The 25,356-nt window shown below is 70.9% G+C and carries 15 protein-coding genes; 6 read left to right on the top strand and 9 right to left on the bottom strand.

Features of this window, described 5'->3' with window-relative positions; all coding sequences use genetic code 11:
• Position 1 precedes the first annotated feature (1 nt).
• On the top strand, positions 2-3,961 hold the full coding sequence (gene fxsT, locus ACFQUZ_RS24785) for an FxSxx-COOH system tetratricopeptide repeat protein (protein ID WP_377446288.1): 3,960 nt from the start codon (positions 2-4) through the stop codon (positions 3,959-3,961).
• A gap of 24 nt (positions 3,962-3,985) precedes the next feature.
• Here fxsT and ACFQUZ_RS24780 read toward each other — a convergent pair whose 3' ends face one another.
• The 5 genes from ACFQUZ_RS24780 to ACFQUZ_RS24760 all read right to left on the bottom strand — a co-directional run bounded on the left by ACFQUZ_RS24780 (position 3,986) and on the right by ACFQUZ_RS24760 (position 9,014).
• Positions 3,986-5,839, bottom strand: coding sequence for an HEXXH motif-containing putative peptide modification protein (locus ACFQUZ_RS24780; protein ID WP_377446287.1), 1,854 nt, complete (start codon positions 5,837-5,839; stop codon positions 3,986-3,988).
• A complete protein-coding gene (locus ACFQUZ_RS24775; protein WP_377446286.1) occupies positions 5,824-7,062 on the bottom strand; it encodes an FxsB family cyclophane-forming radical SAM/SPASM peptide maturase in 1,239 nt (412 codons plus the stop codon). Before ACFQUZ_RS24775 ends, ACFQUZ_RS24780 begins: the two co-directional genes overlap by 16 nt.
• Before the next feature lie 10 nt (positions 7,063-7,072).
• Positions 7,073-7,246, bottom strand: a complete 174-nt coding sequence (fxsA, locus tag ACFQUZ_RS24770; protein WP_377446285.1) for an FxSxx-COOH cyclophane-containing RiPP peptide — start codon at positions 7,244-7,246, stop codon at positions 7,073-7,075.
• 97 nt (positions 7,247-7,343) lie between these two features.
• Positions 7,344-8,171 (bottom strand): aminoglycoside N(3)-acetyltransferase, encoded by an 828-nt coding sequence (locus tag ACFQUZ_RS24765; protein ID WP_377446283.1) that lies wholly within the window; start codon positions 8,169-8,171, stop codon positions 7,344-7,346.
• Positions 8,172-8,405: 234 nt separating this feature from the next.
• Positions 8,406-9,014, bottom strand: a complete 609-nt coding sequence (locus ACFQUZ_RS24760; RefSeq protein WP_377446281.1) for a Clp protease N-terminal domain-containing protein — start codon at positions 9,012-9,014, stop codon at positions 8,406-8,408.
• Positions 9,015-9,353: 339 nt separating this feature from the next.
• On the opposite strand from ACFQUZ_RS24760, the gene ACFQUZ_RS24755 reads away from it, so the two are divergent.
• Complete coding sequence (locus ACFQUZ_RS24755; RefSeq protein WP_377446280.1) at positions 9,354-10,619, top strand: phosphatase PAP2 family protein; 1,266 nt, start codon at positions 9,354-9,356, stop codon at positions 10,617-10,619.
• An 88-nt stretch (positions 10,620-10,707) separates the two neighbouring features.
• Complete coding sequence (locus tag ACFQUZ_RS24750) at positions 10,708-11,148, top strand: OsmC family protein (protein ID WP_377446279.1); 441 nt, start codon at positions 10,708-10,710, stop codon at positions 11,146-11,148.
• A gap of 99 nt (positions 11,149-11,247) precedes the next feature.
• Here the strand turns inward: ACFQUZ_RS24750 and ACFQUZ_RS24745 are convergent, their stop codons facing one another.
• A complete protein-coding gene (locus ACFQUZ_RS24745) occupies positions 11,248-13,086 on the bottom strand; it encodes a glycoside hydrolase family 2 protein (protein WP_377446278.1) in 1,839 nt (612 codons plus the stop codon).
• A 35-nt stretch (positions 13,087-13,121) separates the two neighbouring features.
• Between ACFQUZ_RS24745 and ACFQUZ_RS24740 the strand changes: the two genes are divergently transcribed.
• Complete coding sequence (locus ACFQUZ_RS24740) at positions 13,122-13,304, top strand: hypothetical protein (protein ID WP_377446277.1); 183 nt, start codon at positions 13,122-13,124, stop codon at positions 13,302-13,304.
• Positions 13,305-13,403: 99 nt separating this feature from the next.
• Positions 13,404-17,033: a methionine synthase gene (gene metH / locus ACFQUZ_RS24735; protein WP_377446276.1), complete on the top strand. Its 3,630-nt coding sequence runs from the start codon at positions 13,404-13,406 to the stop codon at positions 17,031-17,033.
• A 105-nt stretch (positions 17,034-17,138) separates the two neighbouring features.
• Here metH and ACFQUZ_RS24730 read toward each other — a convergent pair whose 3' ends face one another.
• Entirely contained in the window at positions 17,139-20,885 is a 3,747-nt protein-coding gene (locus ACFQUZ_RS24730) for a S8 family serine peptidase (protein WP_377446275.1), read from the bottom strand.
• A gap of 123 nt (positions 20,886-21,008) precedes the next feature.
• Between ACFQUZ_RS24730 and ACFQUZ_RS24725 the strand changes: the two genes are divergently transcribed.
• A complete protein-coding gene (locus ACFQUZ_RS24725) occupies positions 21,009-21,980 on the top strand; it encodes a helix-turn-helix domain-containing protein (RefSeq protein WP_377446274.1) in 972 nt (323 codons plus the stop codon).
• A 93-nt stretch (positions 21,981-22,073) separates the two neighbouring features.
• On the opposite strand, the gene ACFQUZ_RS24720 is transcribed toward ACFQUZ_RS24725, so the two are convergent.
• Positions 22,074-24,581 (bottom strand): RICIN domain-containing protein, encoded by a 2,508-nt coding sequence (locus ACFQUZ_RS24720; protein ID WP_377446273.1) that lies wholly within the window; start codon positions 24,579-24,581, stop codon positions 22,074-22,076.
• Between the two features lie 121 nt (positions 24,582-24,702).
• Positions 24,703-25,077: a hypothetical protein gene (locus tag ACFQUZ_RS24715; RefSeq protein WP_377446272.1), complete on the bottom strand. Its 375-nt coding sequence runs from the start codon at positions 25,075-25,077 to the stop codon at positions 24,703-24,705.
• Positions 25,078-25,356: the final 279 nt, after the last annotated feature.

The following is a 25,356-nucleotide window of genomic DNA, read 5'->3' as shown; positions in this document are numbered from 1 at the left end:
CATGAGCGACTCACCGACGACTCCCGGTCCGGCAGGTTCGTCCACCGGTCAGATCATCACGTTCTATTCCTACAAGGGCGGCACCGGCCGGACGATGGCGGTCGCGAACGTGTCGTGGATTCTGGCGAGCAACGGTTTCCGGGTCCTCACCCTCGACTGGGATCTGGAATCACCCGGTCTGCACAAATACTTCCAACCATTCCTTGTCGACAAGAAACTCCAGTCCTCGCCCGGCGTCATCGACCTGCTCCAAAGCTTCGGGGCGGCCCCGCTCAGCCCCGGCCCGGAGACCGGCGGTGACACGTGGATCCGGGAGTACGTCCAGATCGGCGACTACGCGGCCTCCCTGGAATGGGAGTTCCCCGGATCCGGAACCATCGATTTCGTCCCGGCCGGGCGGCAGAACTCCGCGTACTCGCTGGCGGTGAGCACCTTCAACTGGGACAAGTTCTATTCGGAGCGCAGGGGAGGCACCTTCCTCACCACGCTCCGCGACGTCATGCGGGCGGAGTACGACTACGTGCTGGTGGACAGCCGCACCGGACTCAGCGACGCGGCCGGGGTCTGCACGGTGCTACTGCCGGACGTCGTCGTGGACTGCTTCACCATGAGCGCGCAGAGCATCGACGGCGCGGTGGCGGTCGCCCACTCGATCCGGAACAAGCGACGGGATCAGCCGATCCGCATCCTGCCCGTGCCGATGAAGGTGGAGGACGGCGAGCAGATCAAGCTGGAGGCCGGGCGGGACTACGCGCGGGCCGGTTTCGACACCTTCCTCTCCCACCTGTCGGCCGGCCACCTCAACCGGTACTGGGGCGACGTGGAGGTGCCGTACAAGTCGTTCTACGCGTACGAGGAGATCCTGGCGACGTTCGGGGACCGCCCCCACCAGGAAAGCTCGCTGCTGGCAGCGTACGAGCGGCTCGCCAGGGTGCTGACCGACGGGCAGGTCAGCGAGGTTGGTGCGATCGACGAGGCGGAGCGGCGCACCTGGCTCGCCGAATTCGAACGTCCGCGGGCGGATCCGATCTCCGACGTGCTGGTGAGCTACTCCGCTGAGCAACGGATCTGGGCCGAGTGGATCACGGCCGAGCTGACCGCCGTGGGGATCAAGGCGACGTACCAGAACGTCGACGCCCCCGACAGCGGTGAGGTGCTGGCCACCCTGCACCGTGCGCTGAACCGGACCAGCCGGGTGATGGCCCTGCTCTCGCCGAGCTACCTCGCCTCGGAGACTGCCGCCCAGTTCTGGAAGACGGTAAGCGCCGACGACGCGAAGAAGTTCCAGCGCTACCTGATCCCGGTACGGCCGGAACCGGTGCGCGTCGGTCCGCCGTACACCGACCAGGTGCCGATCGACCTGTTCGAACGGTCGGCGGAGCAGGCGCGGACGGCACTGCTCAACGGGATCGGCCGACGGTTGGTCGGGTCGGGGACCGTCGGCGGGCACGGCGCCCGTTTCCCTGGTGCTCGCCCGCCGGTGTCGAACGTGCCGCAACGCAACCTGGTCTTCACCGGCCGCAACGACCTGCTGGAGCACCTGCGGGACGAGTTGGCGGGGACCGTCACGGTGGTGATGCCGCAGGCCCTCTACGGATTGGGTGGTGTCGGCAAGACCCAGGTGGCGCTGGAGTACGCCAACCGGTTCGCGGCGCACTACGACATCGTCTGGTGGATCTCCGCCGAGCAACCGGCCCTGGTCCGGACGGCGCTCGTCGAACTCGGCGAGCGGCTGCGCCTTCCGGCCGAGGACAACGAGAACGCCACCGCGCACGCCGTGCTGGACCACCTCCAGCGAGGTGAGCCGTACGCCCGCTGGCTGCTCATCTACGACAATGTGAACGAGCCGGCCGACGTGCGGGAATACATCCCGCAGGGTCCCGGAGACGTGCTGCTGACCTCCCGGAATCCCGCCTGGAGCAGCAAAGCCCGGCCCGTCGAGGTGGGTGTGTTCGGCCGGCTGGAGAGCATCGCGTTGCTGCGCAAGATCGTCCCGGGGCTGTCCGACGTCGATGCCGACCAGGTCGCCGAGAAACTCGGCGACCTACCGCTGGCGATCGAGCAGGCCGGGGCGTGGCTGGCGACCACCGCGATGCCGGTCCACGAATACCTGCGGGAGTTGGACCAACTGCTGCCCCAGGTCCTCGCCGAGAACCCGCCGCCCGGGTACGAGGAAACCGCGGCGGCGATCTGGACCCTGTCGTTGGACCGGCTGCGGCAGCAGCGTCCGGGCGCCGCGAAGCTGATGGAACTCTGCTGCTTCTTCGGACCCGAGCCCATCCCCACCTCCCTGATCTACAGCAAGCGTTGCCTGGCCGTCCTGGCCCAGCACGACCCGACGCTGCGCGACCTCGAGGACCGCATGCTGGTCGCCCCGCTGGTCCGGGAGATCCACCGGTACGCGTTGATCCAGTTCGGCGCCGGGCAGAGCACCATCCAGGTGCACCGGCTCGTGCAGGCGGTGATCCAGGACCGGTTGTCGGCCGAGGCGGAGGAGAACCTGCGGCACGTCCACGACATCCTGGCCGAGGCGGAACGCAAGGACCCGGACGAGCCGGGCAACTGGATCACCTACGACGGGATCTGGCCGCATCTGGTGCCCACGAAGGCCGACGCGTCCATCGAGCCCCCGGTCCGCCAACTGATCATCGACGTGGTCCGGTACCTGTACCGGCGCGGCTACTACGTGAGCTGCCAGGAACTCGCCGAACGCAGCCTGAACCGTTGGGCGGCGGCCGGGCTGTCCCCGGACGACCCGGTGACCCTGCTGTTGCGGTTCCACCTGGCCAACGCGCTACGCGGGCAGGCCGACTACGCCGGCTGCTTCGCCGCGAACGAGGACATCCTGGAGCGCCAGGAGCGGACGCTCGGCTCACACCACCCGTACACCCTGCTCACCGCCCGCAGCCTCGGCGCCGACCTGCGGACCGCCGGCCGGTACGCCGAGGCCCGCGCACTGGACGAGCGGACCCTGAGCCGGTTCCGCGAGGTGTTCGGTGACGGCCACCGGGACACCCTCCAAGCGGCCAACAACCTCGGCGTCACCCTGCGGCTGGTCGGGGATTTCCAGGCCGCCGCCGAGCGGGACGAGGAGACACTTCGCCTGGGACGGGTGGCGTTCCGCGACGAGCGACACCCGGTGGTCCTCGTCTTCGCCGCCAACTACGGGCGCGACCTGCGCGAGATCGGCGACTTCGACAACTCGCACCGGATCCTGGAGCAGGCGTTCGACGCCCACCGCGAGGTGCTCGGCGAGGACCACGCGGACACCCTGCGAACGGCTCGCAGCCTGGCCGTGACCCTGCGAAAGCTCGGCGAGCTGGAGGCGGCCCGCGAACTCAGCCGGGACACCCTGCAGCGCCACGAGCGCCGGCACGGTCCCGAACACATGGACACCATGGCCTGTTCGCTGAACCTGGCCTGCGACGAGTCGGCGCTCGGCGACGACCGGGCGGCGCAGCAGCGGGCAGAGGCGGTGCTGCACCGCTACCGCCGGCTGTTCGGCGAACACCACACGTTCACCATGGCCTGCGCCAACGACCTGAGCATCTTCGTCCGTCGGTTGGGTGACCACCAGGCTGCCCGTCGACTGTCCGAGGAGGTCGTCGAGGTGTTCCGCGAGGTGCTCGGCGACGATCACCCCTACACCCTGGCGAGCCGGGCCAACCTGGCCAACGACATCTACTCGATGGGGGATTTCGACCAGGCCCGGAGCCTCGACCAGGAGATCCGCGACCGATTCGAGCGGGTGCTCGGCGACAGGCATCCCGACACACTGGCGGTCGCCGCGAACCTGGCCATGAGCCAACGGGGCACCGGTGACGTCGCCGCCGCCCGGAAATCCGCCAACAAGGTCCTGACGAGGATGACTGAGGTGCTCGGCAAGACCCATCCGAATGTCACGGCGGCACAGACCGGCCAGATCCGGTTCAACTGCGACATTGAACCGCCGCCGACCTGACCAGCGTTGATCAAGAGGTCCGCGTCATGTGGAAGCGCTTCCGATGACGCGGATCTCTTGATCAACGCCGTGACCTGGGTCGGCGGTCGACCCGGCGAGCAACCAGCGTGCCGTCTCGTCGAGGTCGGCGGACCCGATCCGCTGGTACAACGCCCGCACCACCTCGGGTCGGCGGTCCAACGCGAGGGCGAGGGCGTCGCGCGGCGCCGCCCGTCGGGTGGCCAGCGCCAGCCCCACCCACCCGTCGACATCGGCCGGATCCGCCGCCACCGCGCGGCGGTAGCTGTCGACCGCCGCGTCCCAGTCGCCGGCCAGGTAGGGGCGCACTCCGGGCCGTTCCCGATCGGTGAGCGGCTCCCCGGTGATCCGCTGCCGGGCGACGCGGGCGAGCACCGGAAGCGGGGCCGGACCCGGTGCGGCCGCGCGCAGTTCGGTGGAGATCGACCATCGGGATCCGGTCCGCCACGCGGTCACGAGGCGATCCACCTGGTCGCTGGGCGGTCTGACGTTGGTCAGGCGCCAGGCCACCGCGGACGCCTCCGTCATGTCGGCCACCGCGGCTCGGACCGCGGGCCGGACCGGAACGTCCCGCCAGCGGTCCAGCGTCTCGGTCATGCCGGTGACGAACCGGATGCCCGCCGCAGTCAGCTCACCCGAGTCGAGTAGCGTGCCGGCGGCCTCGGTGGTCTGCGCCAACCAGTACGCGAACTCGACTTCCGCCACCGGACCGGCGCCGCCGCGGCAACGTTGCCGCCAGTAGTCGGCCACGCCCAGGTGGGCGTAGGCGCCCTGGAGCAGCGCGCCGACGGGGCGGGGGTCCGCCCGCCACGGCGCCCGGTGCCGCGGCGGGCCACCCGGCTCGTACAGGGGCAGCAGGTCGAGCAGGCCGCCGAGCTTCATGTGCTGCGACTCGTGGATGAGCAGCAGCGCCACGGCGTCCGGGTCGCCTGGGTCGGCGAGCGCGATGGCACCGAACGCCAGTCGCGACGTCGCGCTCACCGTCCTGCGGGTCGGTGTCGCGACCAGCGGAACAATCGAGCGCAGGGTGACCCGGAGGGCGTCCGCGTGGGCGGGATGATCCCTGACGATCATCCTCCAGGCGTGGTCGAGCCGCCCCCGCCACCCGGCCACGGAGGCGTCGTCCAGCCGTGCCGCCGGCGGCTGGTGGTAAAGGGCGCGGTCCGGGTCCACATCGTCGAGGGTTACCGTCAACGGCACGGCGGCTCCCGACGTGCGGAACCGTCGGGCCGCCGCCCAGCCGGCACCGCCCACCGACGGCACCCTGCGGTCGCCCGCGTCGCCCGCGTCGCCCGCGTCGCCCGCGTCGCCCGCGTCGCCCGCGTCGCCCGCGTCGTCAACCGTCACCGTGCCGGCCGGCCCGGTGATCCGCACCGTCCCGCGTCGGTGGTGGACGACGGCCTGGCCGGCACCGAGCCCGTGCGCCGTACCGATGGTGGGCAGCGCCACCGTGCCCGCCCGGATCGGGACCGTCATCTCACAGTCGAGTCCCGCCCGGATGGCGGCCGCCGCGGCGTAGCCGCGCAACTGTCCCAGATCGGTGGCCAGCGTGTCCGCATCCACCTCGGGGAGGTGCAGCCGGCGCAGGCATCCGGCCGCCCAGGCCGCGAGGAACGGGTGGCTCAGCACCTCGTCGGCCGCGTACGGATCGTGCCGCCGGGCCCGGTCCAGCAGCGCCACCGCCGCCGGGATGCCCGCCGGCTCGGCGAACTGCCGCCGTTGTGCCTGGGCGACCAGCGTGCGCAGCAACAGCAGCCGGCTGGAGCGCTGTCCGTCGACGAGCAGACGCAGGGCCGCCTCGTCGCCGTATCCGGCCGCGAGACCCCGCAGTTGTGCCGCGGTGATCAGGTGCTCGCGCATCCGTCCACCGGATCGGTCCCGGTGCCGGCCCCAGCCCTGACGCCGGCCGTGGCTCCGGTGCCGGCTGACCGGAGAGCGTCCAGGTCACCGGCCAGTCGGCGCCGGATGTGCGTGATCAGGGTGAGCAGGTCCGGGCAGTACACGGACGGCCGGTCGAAGCCGTGTCGTGGATCGAACCGGTGAGCGCGCAAACCGCCGCCGCAGACCCGGACGATGGGACACGCCCGGCAGGTCGAGCCCAGTCCCGTGCCGCCCCGTCCCGTCCGCCACCCGGGATGCGCCAGGACGTCGTCGAACGAATTGTCGAACACCGAGAGGCCGGTGGCGGCACCACCGTCGACGGTCGTCTTGAGGGCGTCGTGCTGCTCGATGGTGCCGTCCGTCTCCACCACGACCAGGTCCGTCGGGTCAGGCCCGATGACCTCGCTGCCTCCCGGTCCACCCAGCAGCAGGCTGATCGCCGAACTGAACAGCCGGATGTCGGTCTCCCGCCGGGGCGCGTCGTACCAGCGGTCGAACACGGCGATCAACCAGTCGGCGTACGGCGTCGCGGGGGAGCCGGGCAGCCGCCCGGGGGGTGGCGCCTGCCAGTTGCCGTGCGGCAACAGCAGGTCCAGCCTCGGTGGGGCAAAGGCGAGGAGACTCTCATAGGTGGCGACGGGGTCATTGGCGAGGTCGATGGTGCACAGCAGGCCGGCGAACCGGGACCGGTGTCGTTGCTGGTTGAGCAGTGCGATGCCGCGGGCCACCCGCCGGTAGCTGCTCCGGCCGTCGGTGTACCGCCGGTGCCGGTCGTTCGCGGCGGGGTCGCCGTCGACGCTCACCCCGACGGTGATGTCGTGCTGGTGGAACACGTCGAGGAACGTCTCGTCGAGCAGCGTGCCGTTGGTCTGCACCCCTATCGCCACCCTGGTGGACGCCCGCACGGACCGCCGGATGCGGTCCGCCCCGTAATCGATGAACGAGGCACCGGCCAGGAGCGGTTCGCCTCCGTGCAGAACGATCCGTACGCCGCTGATGTCGCGCTCCTCGACGTGCGCGGCGATGCGATCGGCGGCGCGATCCACCACTGCCCGGGACATGACTCCGGTCCGGCGGCGCCAGCCCTGGTCCGCGTGCTCGTACACGTAGCAGTAGTCACAGGCCAGGTTGCACCTGCCATGCACCTTCAGCAGGATCTGCCGGAGCGCCGCCGCCGGCCGACCGGTGCGGGAGCCTTCCACCGGGGTCCGATCAGATGACGGAGGTGAACGGTGAGACGGACTCCTGGTCGGGCAGCGCAACGCTGTCCAGCATCCGCCGTACCGAGGAGGCGAACACCGTGTCATCGAGCGCCAACAGATCACCCAACGGGATGTCGCCCACCTCAAGCACGTCCGACGCGATGTCGTGCTCGATCGAATCCACTACTGGTCCCACCTCATCGAGTAAAACCGGATGCGTCAACCGCTGACGACCGTACTGTCTCAGGTCCGCGGGTCCGTGATGGGCCCGATCGGAAGTCTCACACTGACGACATGTCGGCGAGCCGGGAGGGCCGGTGTCGTGCCATCCACTGGACGGCGAAGTCGGCCGCCCGGCGCGCCGGCAACGCGAGGCTCGCCGCAGCCCCGACCAGTCCGTCGGTCACCACGTCGGTCCGTTCCCGGAATTCACGGCCGAGTTCGCCGAAGTCCGTGGCGTCCAGCGCCACCGAGGTGTAGGTCACCCAGTTCCGCTCGCCACCAACCAGCACCGCACACGAGTTGGTCCGGACGGGTGGGTCGGGCAGCCGGTATTCGGCAAGGTGGAACGTCGTACACGCCTCGAAGCCCACGCCCACGAGCAGTACCGTGGCGTCCCGTTCGACAAGTCTGGCCAGCGGGGACCGCTCGCCCAACGGGCTGTCGAGCGCGTGGTCGGCGAGGATCTCGGCGGCGGCCGGCCCGATGCCGGCGAACGAGGTCTGCGGGTGGGCGCTGCGCGACGCTCCCGGCCAGGTGCGGATGCGCTCGGCCACCACGCCGACCGTCTCGCTCGGCGTGATTGCGGGATCGAACGCCGGCAGGTGCTCCCGGAAGACCGGCCACCACTGCTCCGGCAGCGGCGGGTCGGCGAGCCGGGAGGGATCGCGGTTGAGCGGCGTCTGGGCGGGCGCCACCACCGTCCCGGTCGGACCCAGCACGTCGAGCAGGGCGTGCACCAGTGCCGTGGCACCTCCGACGACCCAGCCGACCGCCCGCAACGAGGAGTGCAACAGAACCGTGTCGCCCGGACGGACGCCGAGCCGCCGGAAGTCGTCGGCCAATGTGCTCCGCGTCGGCGGACCGACCGGTGTCGGATCTCCCAGCACGATAGGTCCTCCGGAGCTGGCCCTGGTGGCACGCACCTGATCGCCTCACAGCGGCAGGTGAGATTGGCGCGTGAACAGTCCGCCTGGTCGGGCCCTGGTGAGGGGCCCCGAGGCAAAGCGAGCAACGGTACCACGCGGCGACCGTGGCCTGCGGCATAACGGCCGATCAGGTGCGCGACATCGAGACCGGACGGCCGGTGCCGTTGCCGATTTCGGAATCGGCCTGGACCGCGGTCAGGACGCGTAGCGCAGCGTCGCCACCGTCACCGCCGCGACCAGGGCCAACAGAGCCACGACCAGCGCGGGGCGGCGACGGACCGCCCGGCGTAGCCGGTCCCACCGCAGTCGCCACCGTGCCCACCGCCACCGCCACCGGCGCACCGGTCCGAGGCGCGCCGGCAGCCTCTCGATCTCCGGCACCCGATCGAGTACGGCCCGTGCGGCGACGCGGGTCACGCCGGCCTCGGTAAAGGCCACGACCACCGCGGCTGGGCCGTCGTCGACGAGCGCCAGCAGCAGGTGCCGCGTGCCGACCCGGTCGGCGCCGGTGAGCAGAGCTGTGCGGCGGGCCCGCTCCCACAGTGCCCGAGCGGTGGCGTCGAGCCGTACCACCGGCGCGCCGGGCCGGTAGGTCCCCCTGGGCCGCAGCCGTTCGACGAGCCGGTCACGGTCGACCCCCAGCCGGTGCCAGACGGTCGTCGCGGCACCGTCCCGCTCGCCGAGCAGGGCCAGGGCGACGTCATCGGCGGAGATCTCGGTACGACCGTCGTGGCGCGCGGTCACCCCGGCGGCCAGTAACACGGTCCTCGCCTCGACCGTGACGAAGTCGAACCAGCTCGGCATGAGGCGGCAGCCTACCGGGCGGGCAATGGCCGGCCGGCCTGGGAACGGTGGGAGGGTTGACGCTATCGAACCACCCGATTACGGAGGGTGCTGAGGGGATTGCTCGGCGACTTCCCCCGGGCGATACGCAATTCCCATTCCGTGGAGCCGTCGGAATTGAATATTTCATGAATGTCGTCGATGGCATCTGTCCCTCCACCCTGTCCCTTTGGCCCATCGACCATCTCCTTTAACAATGTCTATAGTCACTGGGTTCAATATCGACGTCTCCCTGTTCAGGTCAAGGGTGATCTGTGTGCGGGGGGAGTGAGGGGACACACTGTGACAATCAAAGGTCGAATGGCGCGCCGGGCGGTTGCCCCGATCGTCACCGCGATCCTGGTGACCGGGTCGTCGCTCGCCTACGGGCCACCGTCCGTCGCGGCGACCGAGGCGTACACCAATCCGATCCTCACCTGGGACCGGATCGCCGAGACCGCGATCTTCGACGTCGCCGGCCACGCGCCGCAGATCCAGTCCCGGGGCGCCTCGATGGTGCATGGCGCGATCTACGACGCGGTGAACGCCATCGCCGGCACGCCGTACCAGCCGTACCTCGTCGCACCGCCGGCCACCGGCTCCGAGTCGACCGACGCCGCGGTCGCCACGGCCGCCTTCCGGGTGCTGGATTCGCTCTTCCCCGCCCAGCACGCCTCGCTCCAGACGAGGTACGACGAGTCGTTGGCCGCCATTCCGAACGGCACCGCGAAGACCCGCGGCATCGACATCGGCACGCGGACGGCCAGCGCCATGATCACTTTCAGGCAGAATGACGGGGCCTTCGGACCCCAGACCTTTCCCGTGGGGACGCAACCCGGTCAATGGCGGCCCACCCCGCCGGGCTTCGGCAATGACGGGGCCTGGGTCGGCCACATGAAGCCGTTCCTGGTGCCCAGCGCCACGATGTTCCGCACCGCCGGGCCGCCGGCGCTGACCAGCTCGCAGTACGCCCGGGACTACAACGAGGTCAAGAAGCTCGGCCGGGTCACGGGTTCCACCCGTACCGCCGACCAGACCGAGGCGGCGATCTGGTGGCACGACCGCCGGCTCCCGGCATGGGAGATCAAGCGCCAGCTCGCGACGAACCAGCGACTGAGCGTCCTGCGGACCGCCCGGATGTTCGCCATGGTCAACCTGACCGAGGCCGACGCGGACATCGCCTGCTACAACGAGAAGGCGGCCTGGGGCCGGTGGCGGCCGATCACCGCCATCCAACTCGGCGACACCGACGGCAACTCCGCTACGGTCCCCGACCCCACCTGGACACCACTGCTGGTCACGCCGCCGCACCCGGATTACACGTCCGGGCACACCTGCCACACCGCCGCCACCATGTCGACGCTTGCCTACTTCTTCGGTCGGGACACCATCCCGTTCAGCGCCTACAGCAGCGACTCGGGCACCCGGCGGCACTTCGGCAGCTTCTCCGCGGCGCTGGCCGAGGTGATCGAGGCGCGGATCTGGGGCGGCATCCATACCCGCAGCGCCGACGAGCAGGGCGCCCGCATCGGGCTGAAGACGATGGCCTACATGAAGGACCGCTACTTCCGCCCGACCGCCGGCTGAGCGGGACGCGACGAGCAGGCACCGAAGCCGGTTCGGCGGTCCGACCGTCCCACGGCGGGCCACCGAACCGGCCGGTAGGTTCTGGTACGTGGCAGACGAATCCTTGCGCTCGGTCGACATCGAGCGCAGCAGCGCCGGCCGGTACGTCGTGCGCAACGCACGCGGCGGCACCATCTCCATCGGTACGGGGAAGGACGACGACTTCACCCCGGTGGAGCTGCTGCTGGCGGCCCTCGGCGGCTGCTCCGCGGTGGATGTCGACCTGGTCACCAGCCGACGCGCCGAACCGGACGAGTTCCGGGTCCGGGTGACCGGCGACAAGATCCGGGACGAGACCGGCGGCAACCGGATGCGCAACCTCCGGGTCGAGTTCGCGGTTGCCTTCCCGGACGGCCCCGCCGGAGACGCGGCCCGGGAGGCGGTGCCGCGCACCATGCGGCTGTCCCACGACCGGATCTGCACCGTCTCCCGCACCGTGGAGGCCGGCACCCCGGTGGAGCTCAGCCAACGGTCGGCCTCGGAACAGTAGCGCCGCCGGAACCCGACCTCCCCGACGCGGCGTTCGTCCGGATTCACACCGCCTGACCTTCCCGCGGTACCGTTTCCGGAGCCTGGCCCGAGGGTGGGCTCAGCCCCGGTCGGTACGCACCAGTGCCCGGATCACCTCCACGGGCAGCTTCGGGGTCCGGTCGGCCCGCAACAGCCCGTTGGTCTCCTGCCCGGTGTCGGTGAGCTGGGTGTAGCAGAACCCGGCCAGCCCGCGGGCGCGCGCCGCCGCCGGAACCAGGTCGGTGAGTCGCCGCTGGAACTCCTCGGCGGAGGTCGCCGTCACGTAGCCCCAGGCGCCCGGTTCCGCGCCGGTGTCGTACCCGATCCCGCCGAACTCGGTCACCATGAACGGCTGCCCCCGGTCGGGCGCGTCGTCGAGCCGCATCCGGTGACCGTTCGGACCGAACCGGTCCAGCAGCTCCGGCATCCGATCCGGATCGTCGTACCGGTCCCGGAACCGGTCACCGTCCTGTGTGTAGTCGTGCGTCGTCCAGATGTCGGAGTCGACGTGTTCCCACCCGTCGTTGGAAACCACCGGCCGGGTGGGGTCCAGCGCCCGGGTGAGGCTGGCCAGCGCGCGGGCGTAGTGCCGCTGCGCCGCCACCCCCGGGCCGCGCGGCACCCCCCAGCTCTCGTTGATGGGCACCCAGGTCACCACGCACGGATGGGACCGGTCCCGCCGGACGATATCCATCCACTCCGCGGTCAGCAGTTCCACCGACCGGGCGCCGAAGGCGTACGCGTTGGCGGTCTCGGCCCACACCAGCAGGCCGAGCCGGTCGGCCCAGTAGAGGAAGCGCGGATCCTCGACCTTCTGATGCACCCGGACGGCGTTGAAGCCCAGCTCCTTGATCAGTTCGACCTCGCGGCGCAGCGCCGTCGGGGAGGGGGCCGCCAGGTGCGACTCCGGCCAGTAGCCCTGCGCCAGCACCGAGCGGACGAAGATCGGCCGATCGTTTATCAAAAAGACGCGCCGTTCGGTGGCGACGCTGCGCAGCCCGGTGTAGCTGGCCACGGTGTCGACGCCCGCTTCGTCGGCCACCTCGACGGTGACGCCGATCAACGTAGGGTTCCACGGCGCCCAGAGCAGGTCCTCGTCGGCGCCGTTACGCAGCCGCGCGATCGGCACCCGGACGGGCAGCACCCGCTCGCTACCGCTCACCTCGACATGGCCGAGCGGAACGCCCTCGTGATCGAGCCGCACCGCGAGCCGGCCGGCGCCCACCGGCCGCCGGTTCAGCTCGACGGTGACGTCGAGAGCGCCGCCGGGAACGTCAGGGACCAGCAGCACGTCGGTGGCGTACGTCGGCGGTACGGCCTCCAGCCACACCGGTTGCCAGATCCCGGTGCTGCGGTGGTACCAGATCCCGTGTGGCCGCTCCCGCCAGTCCTGCTTACCCCGCGGCTGGTCGACGTCGCCGGGGTCGTCGACCGCCCGCACCACCAGGTCGAGCGGGCCGGTGGCGGCCTCGACCCGCTCGGTGATGTCGAAGCTGAACGGCGTCTGGCCGCCCTCGTGGTGGCCCAGGTACCGGCCGTCCAGCCACACGTCGGCCCGCCAGTCCACCGCGCCGAAGTGCAGCAGCAGGCGCGGGCGTGCCGCGTCGTGCCCGGCCGCGACCAGATCGTCGGTGGTGATCCGTCGCCGGTACCACACGACGGGCGCGAACCCGGTTTGCCCGATTCCCGAGACCGGCGACTCGGGCGGGAACGGCACGACGATCCGCTTGTCGAAGTCCACTCCGACGGGCGTCGCCCGGTCGTCGTCGACGCCGTACCCGAAATCCCACAGACCGCACAGGTCCGCCCAGCCCCGACGGACCAGTCGCGGCCGCGGATAGCGGCCGTCCTGGGTGACGGCGTCCGGCGGCCCGACACCCGCGGCGCGGGGATCGGCGGGGTCGGTGACCGGCGTCATGGCGGGAACCTCCGGGTGTCGCGACTGCGGGCGGCTTGATCATTCACCATGTCGGCACCACGGCCGACGTCGAGGCGCTGACCTGGACGCCGGTGGACCGGGACGCGCCGGTCGAGGCGGCCAGGGTCACCGCCCCGCCAGGGGTCACCCGCCACGCGCTGGCCCAGATGCCGGGCACCTTCGTGGCGGATCCGTCGGGTTCCGGTAGCCTCGGGTGAGGTCGAGAGGCGCTGCAACGGGCTGAGCCCGCCACGCTCGGCTGGAAGTTCCACCACGACCAAGGGCGCCTCCGATCGAAGATCGACGGAGGTGGTCGTGTGAGTGGGAGTCAAGGCCGGTCGGGTGCCGAAGCGGCGCTGCGTGAGCTGCTGGACCGCCGTATCGCGGTGCTCGACGGGGCGTGGGGGACGCTGCTCCAGGAGGCGAAACTCAGCCCGGCGGACTACCGGGGCGACCTGATCGCCGAGGACCACCCGAAGGACGTCACCGGCGACCCGGACCTGCTCAACCTGACCCGGCCGGATCTGGTGCTCGACGTGCACCGGCGATATCTCGCCGCCGGCGCCGACATCACCACCACGAACACGTTCACCGCCACCAGCATCGCCCAGGCCGACTACGGGCTGGAGTCGCTCGTACCCGAGATGAACCGGCGGAGTGCGCGGCTGGCCCGGCAGGCGGCGGACGAGGCCGGCGGACGCTTCGTCGCCGGCTCGGTCGGCCCGCTGAACGTCACCCTCTCGCTGTCGCCCAAGGTCGACGACCCGGCCTTCCGGACGGTGACGTTCGACCAGGTCAAGGCCGCGTATGTCGAGCAGATCGACGCGCTCGCCGAGGGCGGCGTCGACCTGCTGCTCATCGAGACCATCTTCGACACGTTGAACGCGAAGGCGGCCATCGCCGCGGCCCGCGAGGTGGCCCCGCAGCTGCCGCTGTGGATCTCCTTGTTCATCGACATATCCGGGCGCACCCTGTCCGGGCAGACCGTCGAGGCGTTCTGGCGCTCGATCGAACACGCCGAGCCGCTGGTCGTCGGGGTGAACTGCTCGCTCGGCGCGACCGAGATGCGGCCCCACGTCGCCGAGTTGTCCCGGTTGGCCGGCACCTACGTCGCCAGCCACCCCAACGCCGGCCTACCGAACGCGTTCGGCGGCTACGACGAGGCCCCGGACGAGACGGCCGGCCTGCTCGCCGAGTTCGCCCGGTCCGGCATGGTCAACCTGGTGGGCGGCTGTTGCGGCACTACCCCGGCGCACATCGAGAAGATCGCGGCGGCGGTCGCGGACCTGCCGACCAGGACGGTGCCCGCGTCGGCGCCGGCCACCCGGTTCAGCGGCCTGGAGCCGTTCGCCATCGGCCCGGACACCGGATTCGTGATGATCGGCGAGCGGACCAACGTCACCGGGTCGGCGAAGTTCCGCCGGCTCATCGAGGCCGACGACTACCAGGCCGCGGTCGAGGTGGCCCTCGACCAGGTGCGCGGCGGGGCCAACCTGCTCGACGTGAACATGGACGCCGACCTGCTGGACAGCGAGCGGGCGATGACCACGTTCCTCAACCTGCTCGCCACCGAGCCGGAGGTCGCCCGGATCCCGGTGATGGTGGACAGCTCGAAGTGGAGCGTGCTGGAGGCCGGCCTCAAGTGCGTCCAGGGCAAGGGCGTGGTCAACTCGATCAGCCTCAAGGAGGGTGAGGAGCCGTTCCTCGCGCAGGCCCGGCGCATCCGCGACTACGGCGCCGGCGTGGTGGTGATGGCCTTCGACGAGCGCGGCCAGGCCGACACCCGCGACCGCAAGGTGGAGATCTGCGCCCGCGCCTACGACCTGTTGGTCAACAAGGCCGGCTTCCCGCCCGAGGACATCATCTTCGACCCCAACGTGCTCGCCGTGGCCACCGGCATCGCCGAACACAACGGGTACGCCAAGGCGTTCATCGACGCGCTGCCATTGATCAAGGAGCGGTGTCCGGGCGCCCGCACCAGCGGTGGCATCTCCAACCTGTCGTTCGCGTTCCGCGGCAACGACGTGGTCCGCGAGGCGATGCACTCGGCGTTCCTGCTGCACGCCGTGCGGGCCGGGTTGGACATGGGCATCGTCAACGCCGGGCAGCTCGCCGTCTATCAGGACATCCCGGCCGACCTGCTGGAACTCGTCGAGGACGTGCTGTTCGACAGGCGCGAGGACGCCACCGACCGGCTGGTCACCTTCGCCTCCACGGTCACCGGCAAGGGCAAGCAGCGCGAGGTCGACCTGTCCTGGCGGGAGGCGCCGGTGGCCGAGCGGCTGTCGTACGCGCTGGTGCACGGCATCGTCGACTACATCGAGGACGACACCGAGGAGGCCCGCCAGCGGGTGGCGCGACCGCTCGAGGTGATCGAGGGTCCGCTGATGGACGGCATGAAGGTCGTCGGTGACCTGTTCGGCTCGGGCAAGATGTTCCTGCCGCAGGTGGTCAAGAGCGCCCGGGTGATGAAGCGGTCGGTGGCCTACCTCGAACCATTCATGCAGGCCGAGAAGGAGCGGGCGCAGGCCGAGGGCCGGATCGACAACCGGGGCCAGGGCAAGGTGGTGCTGGCCACGGTCAAGGGCGACGTGCACGACATCGGCAAGAACATCGTCGGTGTGGTGCTGGGCTGCAACAACTACGAGGTCGTCGACCTCGGCGTGATGGTGCCGACCGCGAAGATCCTGGACACCGCGGTCGCCGAGGGCGCCGACGCGGTCGGCCTGTCCGGACTGATCACCCCATCACTGGACGAGATGGTCACGGTCGCCACCGAGATGCAGCGCCGCGGCCTGAAGCTGCCGCTGCTGATCGGCGGCGCCACCACCTCCCGCCAGCACACCGCGGTACGGATCGCGCCGGCGTACGACGGGACAACTGTGCACGTGCTGGACGCCTCGCGGGTCGTCGGCGTCGTCTCCGACCTGCTGGACCCGGGCCGGGCCGAGACGCTCGACAAGGCCAACCGGGCCGACCAGGATCGGCTGCGCGAGCAGCACGAGTCCCGGCACGCCCAGCCGCTGCTCACCCTCGACCAGGCCCGGGTCAACCCCGAGCGGGTGGACCTCGCCGACCCGCCGGTGCCGTCGTTCACCGGCGTCCGGGTGAGCACGCCCGACATCGCCACGCTGCGCGAAATGATCGACTGGCAGTTCCTGTTCCTGGCCTGGGAACTGAAGGGCAAGTTCCCGGCCATCCTCGACCAGCCGGTGGCCCGGGAGCTGTACGACGACGCCAACACGCTGCTCGACACGATCATCGCCGACGGGTCGCTCACCGCGCGCGGCGTCTACGGGCTGTGGCCCGCGCACGCCGAGGGCGACGACATCGTGGTGGACACGGACGAACCGGTGCGCTTCCCGATGCTGCGCCAGCAGACCACCAAGCCGGCCGGCCGGGCCAACCGGTGTCTCGCCGACTACGTGGCCCCGGCCGGGGACCACCTCGGCGGTTTCGCGGTGGCCATCCACGGCGCCGAGGACCTGGCCGCCCGGTACGAGGCGGAGCACGACGACTACCGGGCCATCATGGTGAAGGCGCTGGCCGACCGGCTTGCCGAGGCGTTCGCCGAATACCTGCACCTGGAGGCGCGCCGGGCCTGGTTCGAGCCGGACGCCCAGCCCGACCTGGCCGACCTGCACGCCGAGCGGTACCGGGGCATCCGGCCCGCGCTGGGCTACCCGGCCAGCCCCGACCACAGCGAGAAGCGGGAACTGTTCGACCTGCTGCACGCCACCGACCAGGGGATCGGGCTGACCGAGACGTTCGCGATGACCCCGGCCGCCGCCGTCAGCGGCCTGATCTTCGCCCATCCCGAGTCGCGGTACTTCACCGTCGGCCGGATCGGCCGGGACCAGGTCGAGGAGTACGCGGCCCGGCGCGGCCTGCCGATCGCCGACGTCGAACGGTGGCTGCGCCCCAACCTCGCGTACGAGCCGGAGTGACGCCAGCGGCCGGAACGCTCCGCCCGCCCACCGGCCGGGCCGAGCGTTCCGGCCGTCGGCCGGTCCGGTCAGGCGCGAGGCCCGACCGGACCGGCCGAGGTCCGGCTAGCGGGTCACCTTCCAGGCGCGGCTGATCGTCTGGTCGAGCCGGTTTCCACCGGCGTCACGGACCGACACTCGCACGGAGGCGAACTCGGCGCCTGCCGGCGCGGCCGGCATGATGGCGGTGAACCCGTCGCCCCGGTCGACCTTGACCGGCAGCCAGGTTCCGGCGTCGTCGTAGGACACCTGAACGGTCACCGCGAACCGGCCCCGCCCGGTCGCTCCCGGCTGGTAGCCGGGATCCAACCGCAGCGGGTACGGCCGGTCGGCTCGTACCGTGTTCGTCAGGTCGGTGTCGATGTCATAGCCGACCTGGAGCAGGGGAAGCATGGCGGGTTTGTCCCCGGTGGGACGCTCCGATCGGAATCTCCAGGTGGACGAGGTGGCGGTCGAGGTGGTCCACCAGGGCTCGTCGGCGACCTGGTCGCGGCTCACGTCCAGAGTGAGCCGATAGGTTCCGCCGCCTCGGCCCACGGTGAACTGGGCGGACGAGGCGTCGGCGGTGCCCACCACCCGTGAGCCCTGGCGCAGGGTGAGCCGGGCGCGGTCGGACTGCCCGTCAAACCAGCCGTACTGGGTGACGGCGCCATCGGCGTACTGCGGGATGGCCACCCGGATGGCGTCGTGGAACCGGTTCGCCGGCAACCCGTATGCGTAACTCGGCAGGGTCTGCGGCACGGCTGGCCGGGTGAGCGCCGGGAACCATACCTCCCGCGCCCGGTCTCCCGCGCGAAGCTCTCGCAGCGGTCCGTACATCGTGCCGTACCCGCCGCCCAGGTTGCTCCCTTCGAGGGTGGCCGTGGTCCGCCAGAGCACGCCGGTGTTGACGTGGTCCACGCGCCGGTGCGGCCGTGTGATCCACCTGCCGGTGGAGAACGCCACGTCGACTCCCGGCGGGTAGCCGGCCCGCCGGTCGACCGCGAGCATGTCCGGTGCGTGGCTGTGGAACTCGCTGTCCACGATGGCCAGCGCGAGGTCCTTGCGGGTGTAGTGCAGGTCAGCCGGGATCCGACCCGGCTCCGGTAGGAGCAGGTCGTAGCGGTACGGGGTGACGGCCTGCCCGCGTAGGACCAGCTCGACCGGGCCGGCGGCCAACCGGTCGCGCAGCCGGCCGGCGTCGGCGGTGCCCACGAAGTAGGTCGGCAGCGGTGGCAGCCCCCACGCGCTGGCCTGTCCGTACACCTCTTCGTCCGGAGCCAGCAGGAGGGCGTGAACCCCGGCGTCGGCCGCGGCCCGAATCTGCTCCTGGGTGGTGGCGAAGTCCTGGTACCGCACCAACACCGCGGCCCCCCGGACATCCGGTCGGTCGAGGTCTGCCGGAGTGCCGGCGCCACCATCGACGAGCCGCAGCTCGCGCGTACCGTCGATCAACGTGCTTTCCGGGATGGGCCGCGGATCGGCCAGACCGAAGCCGTCCTGCCCGGCGACGGTGGCGGTCAGCGGCGGTTTGGCCAGATCCCACCGGCTGAAGAACTGGTAGGTTCCGGTGCGGACCGGGCGGGTCGGGGTGGCGTAAACCCGTCGCACCATGCGGGCATCGACCATCATGCCGCTGAGCAGGGAACGGGCGGCCGTCTCCCGCTGCCAGGCGAGGCCGATGCTCTCGGCGACTGTCGGCTCGGGCAGATCGATGCGGATCTCGGTGGCCCGCCGGGCGTCCAGCCGCACCGTCCGGTCCCCATCCACCGTCAGCTCCGGCTCACTGAGCACGGAGATGTCCTTCTCGGTCCCGTCCGGACGCAGACTGAAGATCCAACCGGTGAGGGCGTACCGGCCGGCCGGGACGTCGAGGGTGGCCGGTCCGTCCTCCCGGAAGAATCCGTAGTAGCTCTCGCCGGTGTCGAGGTTCCACACCTCGACGTTGCTGGCGAAGCCGCGGGCCGGGTTCCCGTCCCGGTCGGTCGCGGCGACGGTCAGGGTGTGCGTCGGCGCGGTAACGGCCAGACCCACCGGCGTCCGCAGGGTCCGACCGGCGGCGCGGGCGGTGAGCAGGCCGGTGTACAGGTTGGGTGCCGTGGCGGCCGGGTCGAGCCGGACCGTCGCGGTGGCCTCGCCACCGGCCGGGATGGTGAGCCGGGTCGGCGTCACCGAGAGAGCCGCCGGCCGGGCGGCGGCCCCGGCGTCCGTGGCGGCGACGGAGAGGTTCGCCGTGACCGGCCGGGGCCGGGTGTTGCGGTAGGTGACCCGTGTGGTGACGGGCTTTCCACCGGCCGGAAGCCGACCGAAGGCGACGCTGGCGCGGTCGACGGTGACTGGTGGGTCGAGCGCGGCGGGCACGTCCACGCGGCCGGCGCCCTGGGCCCAGACCGGCGCGTCGGTGACCGCGGCGGCGGTTGCGACGAGGGCGGACTTGAGCTGGTCGGCCCGCCAGTCGGGGTGGCGCTGCGCGAGCAGGGCGGCCGCGCCGGTGACGTGCGGTGCCGACATCGAGGTGCCCGACATCGAGGTGTACGACCGGTCGACGATCTGGCCGAGCGAGGTGCCGGCGGCCCGGGCGGCGACGATGTCCACACCTGGCGCGGTGATCTCCGGCTTGGCGGCACCGTCCCCGAGGCGTGGTCCACGGCTCGAGAAGCTGGCAAGTTCGTCCGCCTTGGACACGGCACCGACGGTGAGGGCACGGTCGGCGGTCCCCGGCGTGCCGAGGGTCTGCACGTCAGGGCCGGAGTTGCCGGCGCTGACCACGAAGAGCGCGCCGGAGGAGGCGGTGAGCGAGTCGACCGCCTCGGTCACCGGGTCCGGCCCTTCGGCCGCCGGGGCGCCGAGGCTCACGTTCACGATCCGGGCGCCCTGCGCGACCGCCCATTCCATGCCGGCGATGACCGCCGACAGGTTGCCGCTTCCGTGCTGGTCCAGAACCTTCCCGACGATCAGGTCGGCGTCGGGCGCGACGCCCCGGGCACCGGCGCGGCCGGCGGTGCCGCTGCCGGCGATGGTGGCGGCGACGTGGGTACCGTGGCCGAAGGTATCGGTGGCGTCCGGCTCGCTTGTGAAGTTCTTCGCGGTGGCCACCCGACCGGCGAGGTCCCGATGGTCGGGATCGTAGCCGGAGTCCAGTACGGCGACCTTGACACCACGCCCGGTGTATCCGGCGGTCCAGGCCGCGGGCGCGCCGATGCGGGGGACACTGTCGTCCAGGTTGGCACGGACCTTGCGGTCGAGCCAGACGCGCTGGACCCCGGCGGACAGCGTGGTGGGTCCGGTCGCCACCGCCTTCCAGAAGGTGCGAGCGTGCCGCTTGTCCTCGCTTACCGCCACGGCGCCGATGCTGGGGAGCTGGCGGTTGGCGGTGGTGCCGGGCGGAGCGGCCGGGGCCGCGACGCGCTTTCCGGGACCGCCCGGGGCCCCGGCGACGAGCAGCGGCAGGGTCGGCTGCCGGGCGTCGTCGTAGCCCTGGGCAACCAGGTCCGTGAGGTTGAACAACTGCGGGTCGACGCGGCCGGACGCCACGAGTGGCAGGACGTCGGCAGGGGTCAGGTAGACGTCACCGTCCCGGCGACTGATCCGGTATGTCGCTGCCGGCCGGGAAGGGTCGCGTTCCACGTTGGCGTCCTGCCGGCCGTCCGGGAACGTGGTGAGCCGGGCGACATCGCCGGTGACGAGTGTGATCGTGTGCGTCGTACCGGAGGAGTGCGTCGCATTGGTTGGCGTCGTTGCGCCACCGGTCGGCGGTGCCGCCCCGGCCGCGCCCGGGATGACGATCGCGAGCGCGGCCACGCTCGCCACCGTCGTTCTCCACCATGTCCTCATGAGATCTCCCTTGACGTGCAACGTCGGCCGCCGGCAGCCTCACATCTCGTAACTGCCGCCGTAAAGGATCATCAAGCCGCGTGTCTGCGCCATGGCGCAGGTGGGCCATGGGGGTTGCCGCCGATGTTCGAAGTCGCCGGACTGTCTCGAACCGAGGAGGCCGTCTATATCTGTCTCGTCCGGACGGGCAGCACGACCGTGCCACAGCTCGCCCAGCGCACCGGGCTCGGCGTGGCGCAGGTCCGCCGGGTGGTGGCCGCGCTGGGCCGGAAGGGACTGGTGCACCGCACCCCGGCACCGCACGAGCGGGTGGTGCCGGTGCCCGCGGACGTGGCCGTCGAACAACTGGTCCGGCGGCGGCAGGACGAACTGGACCGGGCCAGAGAGGCCGCGTACCGGCTGGCCGAGGAGGCACGCGGCCGGTCGAGCAACAGGCGGACCGAGGACCTCATCGAGATCGTGTCCGGTCGGGCCGCGGTGGGGCGGGCGTTCGAGCGGTTGCAGCGCACCGCCCGGCAGGAGATGCGGGTGCTGGTCGCGCCGCCGTACGCGATGCCGCGACCGGCCAACACGACACAACTGGCTCGGGAAGCCGCGGGCATCAGCTACCGCGCGGTCTACGAACGGTCCGTCATGGAGGACCCTGAGATGGCTGCCGGCGCCGCCACCCACATCCGCTCCGGTGAGCAGGCGAGGCTTGTGGACTCGGTGCCGACGAAGTTGGCGGTGGCCGATCGGGAACTCGCCCTGCTGCCGTTGGCCTCCGCCGTGGCCCCGCACAACTCGGCGCTGTTGGTGCATCCGTGCGGTCTGTTGGACGCGCTGGTCGCGCTCTTCGAGACGGTGTGGAGCAGGGCGACCCCGCTGGTCGTCACCGGTCCGGAGGAGACGGCCCTCCCGGGCGAGGTGCTCTCGGCCGACGACCGGCACCTGATTTCGTTGCTCCTCGCCGGGCTCACCGACGAGGCGGCCGGTGCGCGGTTGGGCATGAGCCGGCGCACGGTGGTCCGGCGGATCCAGCACCTGATGGCGGTGACCGGCGCCCGGTCCCGGATCCAGCTCGGCTGGCACGCCCGGGACCGCGGCTGGCCCTGATGACGGTGGTGCGCCGGGGGCGTCGGCCAGTGCGGCGACCGGTGGGGCCGGTGCTCCGTCCAGTGTCGGGAGCACCGGCCCGCGGCGGCTAGCTCACGGCAGCGTCCACCGCTGGTTGGCGCCGCCGGTGCAGGTCCAGATCTGGGCCTGGGTTCCGTCGGCCGAGTTGTTCCCGGCGATGTCGAGACACTTGGCCGAGTTGGGGTTGCGCAGCGTGCCGTCGGCCTGCGCCACCCAGTTCTGGGCGACCGTGCCGTTGCACGTCCAGAGCTGCACCTTTGTGCCGTCGGCGGTGCCCGCGTTGGAGATGTCGAGGCACTTGTTCGAGTTGGGGTTGCGCAGCACCTGACCCTGCACGGTCCACACCTGGGCCCCGGTGCCGTTGCAGGTCCAGAGCTGGACCTTGGTGCCGTCGGCCGTACCGGAGTTGCTGATGTCCAGGCACTTGCCGGCCAACCCGACGACCGGTCCGCTGCGGACGCCGCCCCCACCGACCAGCGTGTTGAGGGTGTACCACGCCTCGGTGCTCCACAACGTCTGTCCGCTGGCCGAGCTGAACGGGCGTGGCGACCGGACGTAGACCACCCGGCCCGCCTGCAGGCCGGTCAGCTTCAGGGTGACCTTCCGGCCGTCGGCCGACAGGGTGGCGGAGGTGACCGGCAGCGTCTCCTCGTTCAGCTTCGGTCCGCCGTACCCGGAGGTGGGCTGGTAGCGCCACTGCTTGACCTTGTAGCGGGTGGCCAGGGCGGTGGCCGTCTCGGTGGACAGCGGCTGGGTGTACTCCAGTTCGAAGCCGCCGTCGATCGCTCGCATCGCCAGGATGTCGAATGTGCTGGTGCCGTTGGGCGTCAGCTTCTGCAGCCCGTACGCCAGCTTGCCCTCCTGGCCCCAGTTGCCGCCGGCGCCGAGCCCGCCGGCGTAGATCGCGCCGTCCGGGCCGAGGCTGATCCGGGTGACGCCGGCCTCCAGTCCCTGGGTCAGCCGGAACACCGCGCCCTGGTACTCGCCGCCGACCTTCTCCAGGTACGCCCGCTGGATGCCGCCGTAGGTGACGTCGCCGAACAGCAATTGCCCCGCGTACGTCCCGGAGCCGATCTGGATCGGGGTGGACGGCGAGTTGGCGATCTCGTTCTGCGGGAGCCAGAGCACCGGCTGGGTCACCGGGTTCGCGTCGAACGGCCCGGCCGGGTTCATGTAGTGGTTGAAGAACCGGCCCTGCTTGACGTGCAGCAGCTTGGACGACGGCAGCCAACCGCCCTGGTTGTCGGTGACGAAGATGCCACCCTCGGGTCCCCAGCCGATGCCGTTCGGGGTGCGCAGCCCGCCGGCGACGTAGCTGACCTGGCCGGTGTCCTTGTGCACCTTGATGGTGGTGCCGCGGTTCGGCGCGGGTTGCGGGTCGGTGGTGGCGCCGCCGTAGTTGATCGACACGGACAGGTTGAGGTAGAAGTAGCCGTCCTGGTAGAGCATGCCGAAGGCGAATTCGTGGAAGTTCCCGCCGAACGGCCAGGTGGCCACGGTCCGGTAGGTGTCGGTGACACCGTCGCCGGTGCTGTCCACCAGTTCGGTCAGCCGGTGCTTCTCGGAGACGTACAGCCGCCCGTCGACGACCTTGATGCCCATCGGCTCCTTGAGGCCGGAGGCGATCTTCTTCGTGGTGACCTGCCCCGGGCCGGTGGAGCCGGTGACGTTGGACAGCACGTACACCTCGCCGAGGGTGTTGTCGGTGCCGCCCCAGGTGGCGATGGCCAACCGGCCGTCGGGATACCAGTCCATGGCGCTGACCTGTGGCTGGAATCCGGCGGGTCGCAGGTTGGTCAGGGAGTAGCTGGGATGGACGCTGGTGAGCGGCAGTCCGTCGCCGGGGGAGTCCTGCCCACCCTCGCATTCCTTGCGGCCCGGCGCGGTAACCCGCACCACGCCCGCGTCGGTGCTGAGCACCGAGTTCGGTACGACGGAGAAGGCGGTGGCGCCCGGCGGTTTCCATTCCAGGGTGAGCTGCTGCCCGCCGTCGCGTTCGAAGTGTTCGATGCGCAGCGCGTGGTAGCCGGTGCCGAGGTCGACGGCGCCCTCCTTGCCGGTGGGGCCGTGCAGCCCGTCGTGGTTGATCACCAGACTGTTGTCGATCAACAGTCGGGAGCCGTCGTCGCTGGTCAACCGGAAGGCGTGGGAGCCGGCGGTGGCGATGTTGACGTTGCCGAGCACGTGGGCGAGAAAGCGGTCCTCGAAGCCGAAGTCGGCGGCCGAGGTCCAGTTGACGGTGGACATCAGTTTGTCCACGTTGGGCGTCTGGCCGGGCTTGACGGTGCACAGCTCGGTGAGCGGGACCTGGACGTCGTACACCCGGAGGGTGACGCCCGGTTCCTGCGGTGGTGGGGCGGCGTGGCCGGTGGCCGGGGACATCGAGAGGCTGCCGGCGAGGAGGAGGGCGGCGGACAGGGCGGTGACGGGCCTGCGGAGGCGGCGGTGCGTCCGTGTGGTCACGGCGGTCTCCAGGGTGGGTGACTGGTGCGCGGACCGGGTCGAACCGCCGCCGATGTGGTCGCCCGGCTGAAGATGCGTGTCGCCGGTCGTGACGCCCCGACCGACATCGATGTTCATGCGTCCGAAACATCGATGAACGACAGGCTAGAGAACTTACCGAGAGGTGTCCACAACTTTTGAAGATGTACAGCCATCTTTTGACTGATCCGTCAAAAGTTGGTCGAGTCCGTCTGTCACATCACGAGTTGCCCGTGGCGATCATGTATGCGGCCCCGAACGTGCTCAGTACGACGAGGTAACCCAGCCCGATCCACGCCGCACGCCACCGACGCGGCCAGATCCAGGCTCCGCCGACCGCGACGCCCAGACCGACCACCGCCCCGGAGACGGCGAGCCAGAAGACCAGCTGCTGTCCACCTGGGGTGCAGATCAACGGTTCGTCCTGCTCGTAGCAGGCATCGCTGCCCATCACCAGGAAGCTGGACAGGAAGAACTCGGCCGCGGCCAGGACGACCAGGCCCGCGGTGGCTACCGCCGCGCCGATCGTCGCCAGTGTCCGTCCGCGACCGGCCGGGTCGGGTACGTCCATGGTGCCCCGCTCTGTCGATGACATGGTTGGCCAGGCTATCCCGAGCGGGATGCGAGCCCCGTGCCTCCCCGGTCTGAATGCGCCACCCGGGTGGTCTGGGTCTGGTCCGACTTCCGCCGAACTTGATCAACGCGTTGTCGGTGATGTTGGGGGGTTGGAGCGCGTCGGATAGCCCTGTTTCGCCGACATCGAGATGATCGAGCGCGTGGTGGGCCGGGGCGCGATCGGCGACCGTCCGGTTGTCGGTTGCGTGGGTGGTTTGACCGTGACCGGGGGCACGCTGGGGGTGGAATGCGGGCGGGC

The organism is Plantactinospora sp. GCM10030261, from assembly GCF_042666615.1.
In the GTDB taxonomy this organism is placed as follows: Bacteria; Actinomycetota; Actinomycetes; order Mycobacteriales; family Micromonosporaceae; genus KBS50.
This window is presented reverse-complemented; position numbering and strand designations above follow the sequence as displayed.

What these genes read in the sequence shown, in the direction of transcription:
- ACFQUZ_RS24780 (WP_377446287.1), bottom strand. Translation starts at nt 5,839, where the DNA reads ATGCGCGAGCACCTGATCACCGCGGCACAACTGCGGGGTCTCGCGGCC.
- ACFQUZ_RS24730 (WP_377446275.1), bottom strand. Translation starts at nt 20,885, where the DNA reads ATGAGGACATGGTGGAGAACGACGGTGGCGAGCGTGGCCGCGCTCGCG.
- ACFQUZ_RS24755 (WP_377446280.1), top strand. Translation starts at nt 9,354, where the DNA reads ATGGCGCGCCGGGCGGTTGCCCCGATCGTCACCGCGATCCTGGTGACC.
- ACFQUZ_RS24725 (WP_377446274.1), top strand. Translation starts at nt 21,009, where the DNA reads ATGTTCGAAGTCGCCGGACTGTCTCGAACCGAGGAGGCCGTCTATATC.
- ACFQUZ_RS24715 (WP_377446272.1), bottom strand. Translation starts at nt 25,077, where the DNA reads ATGTCATCGACAGAGCGGGGCACCATGGACGTACCCGACCCGGCCGGT.
- ACFQUZ_RS24760 (WP_377446281.1), bottom strand. Translation starts at nt 9,014, where the DNA reads ATGCCGAGCTGGTTCGACTTCGTCACGGTCGAGGCGAGGACCGTGTTA.
- ACFQUZ_RS24720 (WP_377446273.1), bottom strand. Translation starts at nt 24,581, where the DNA reads ATGAACATCGATGTCGGTCGGGGCGTCACGACCGGCGACACGCATCTT.
- fxsT (WP_377446288.1), top strand. Translation starts at nt 2, where the DNA reads ATGAGCGACTCACCGACGACTCCCGGTCCGGCAGGTTCGTCCACCGGT.
- ACFQUZ_RS24745 (WP_377446278.1), bottom strand. Translation starts at nt 13,086, where the DNA reads ATGACGCCGGTCACCGACCCCGCCGATCCCCGCGCCGCGGGTGTCGGG.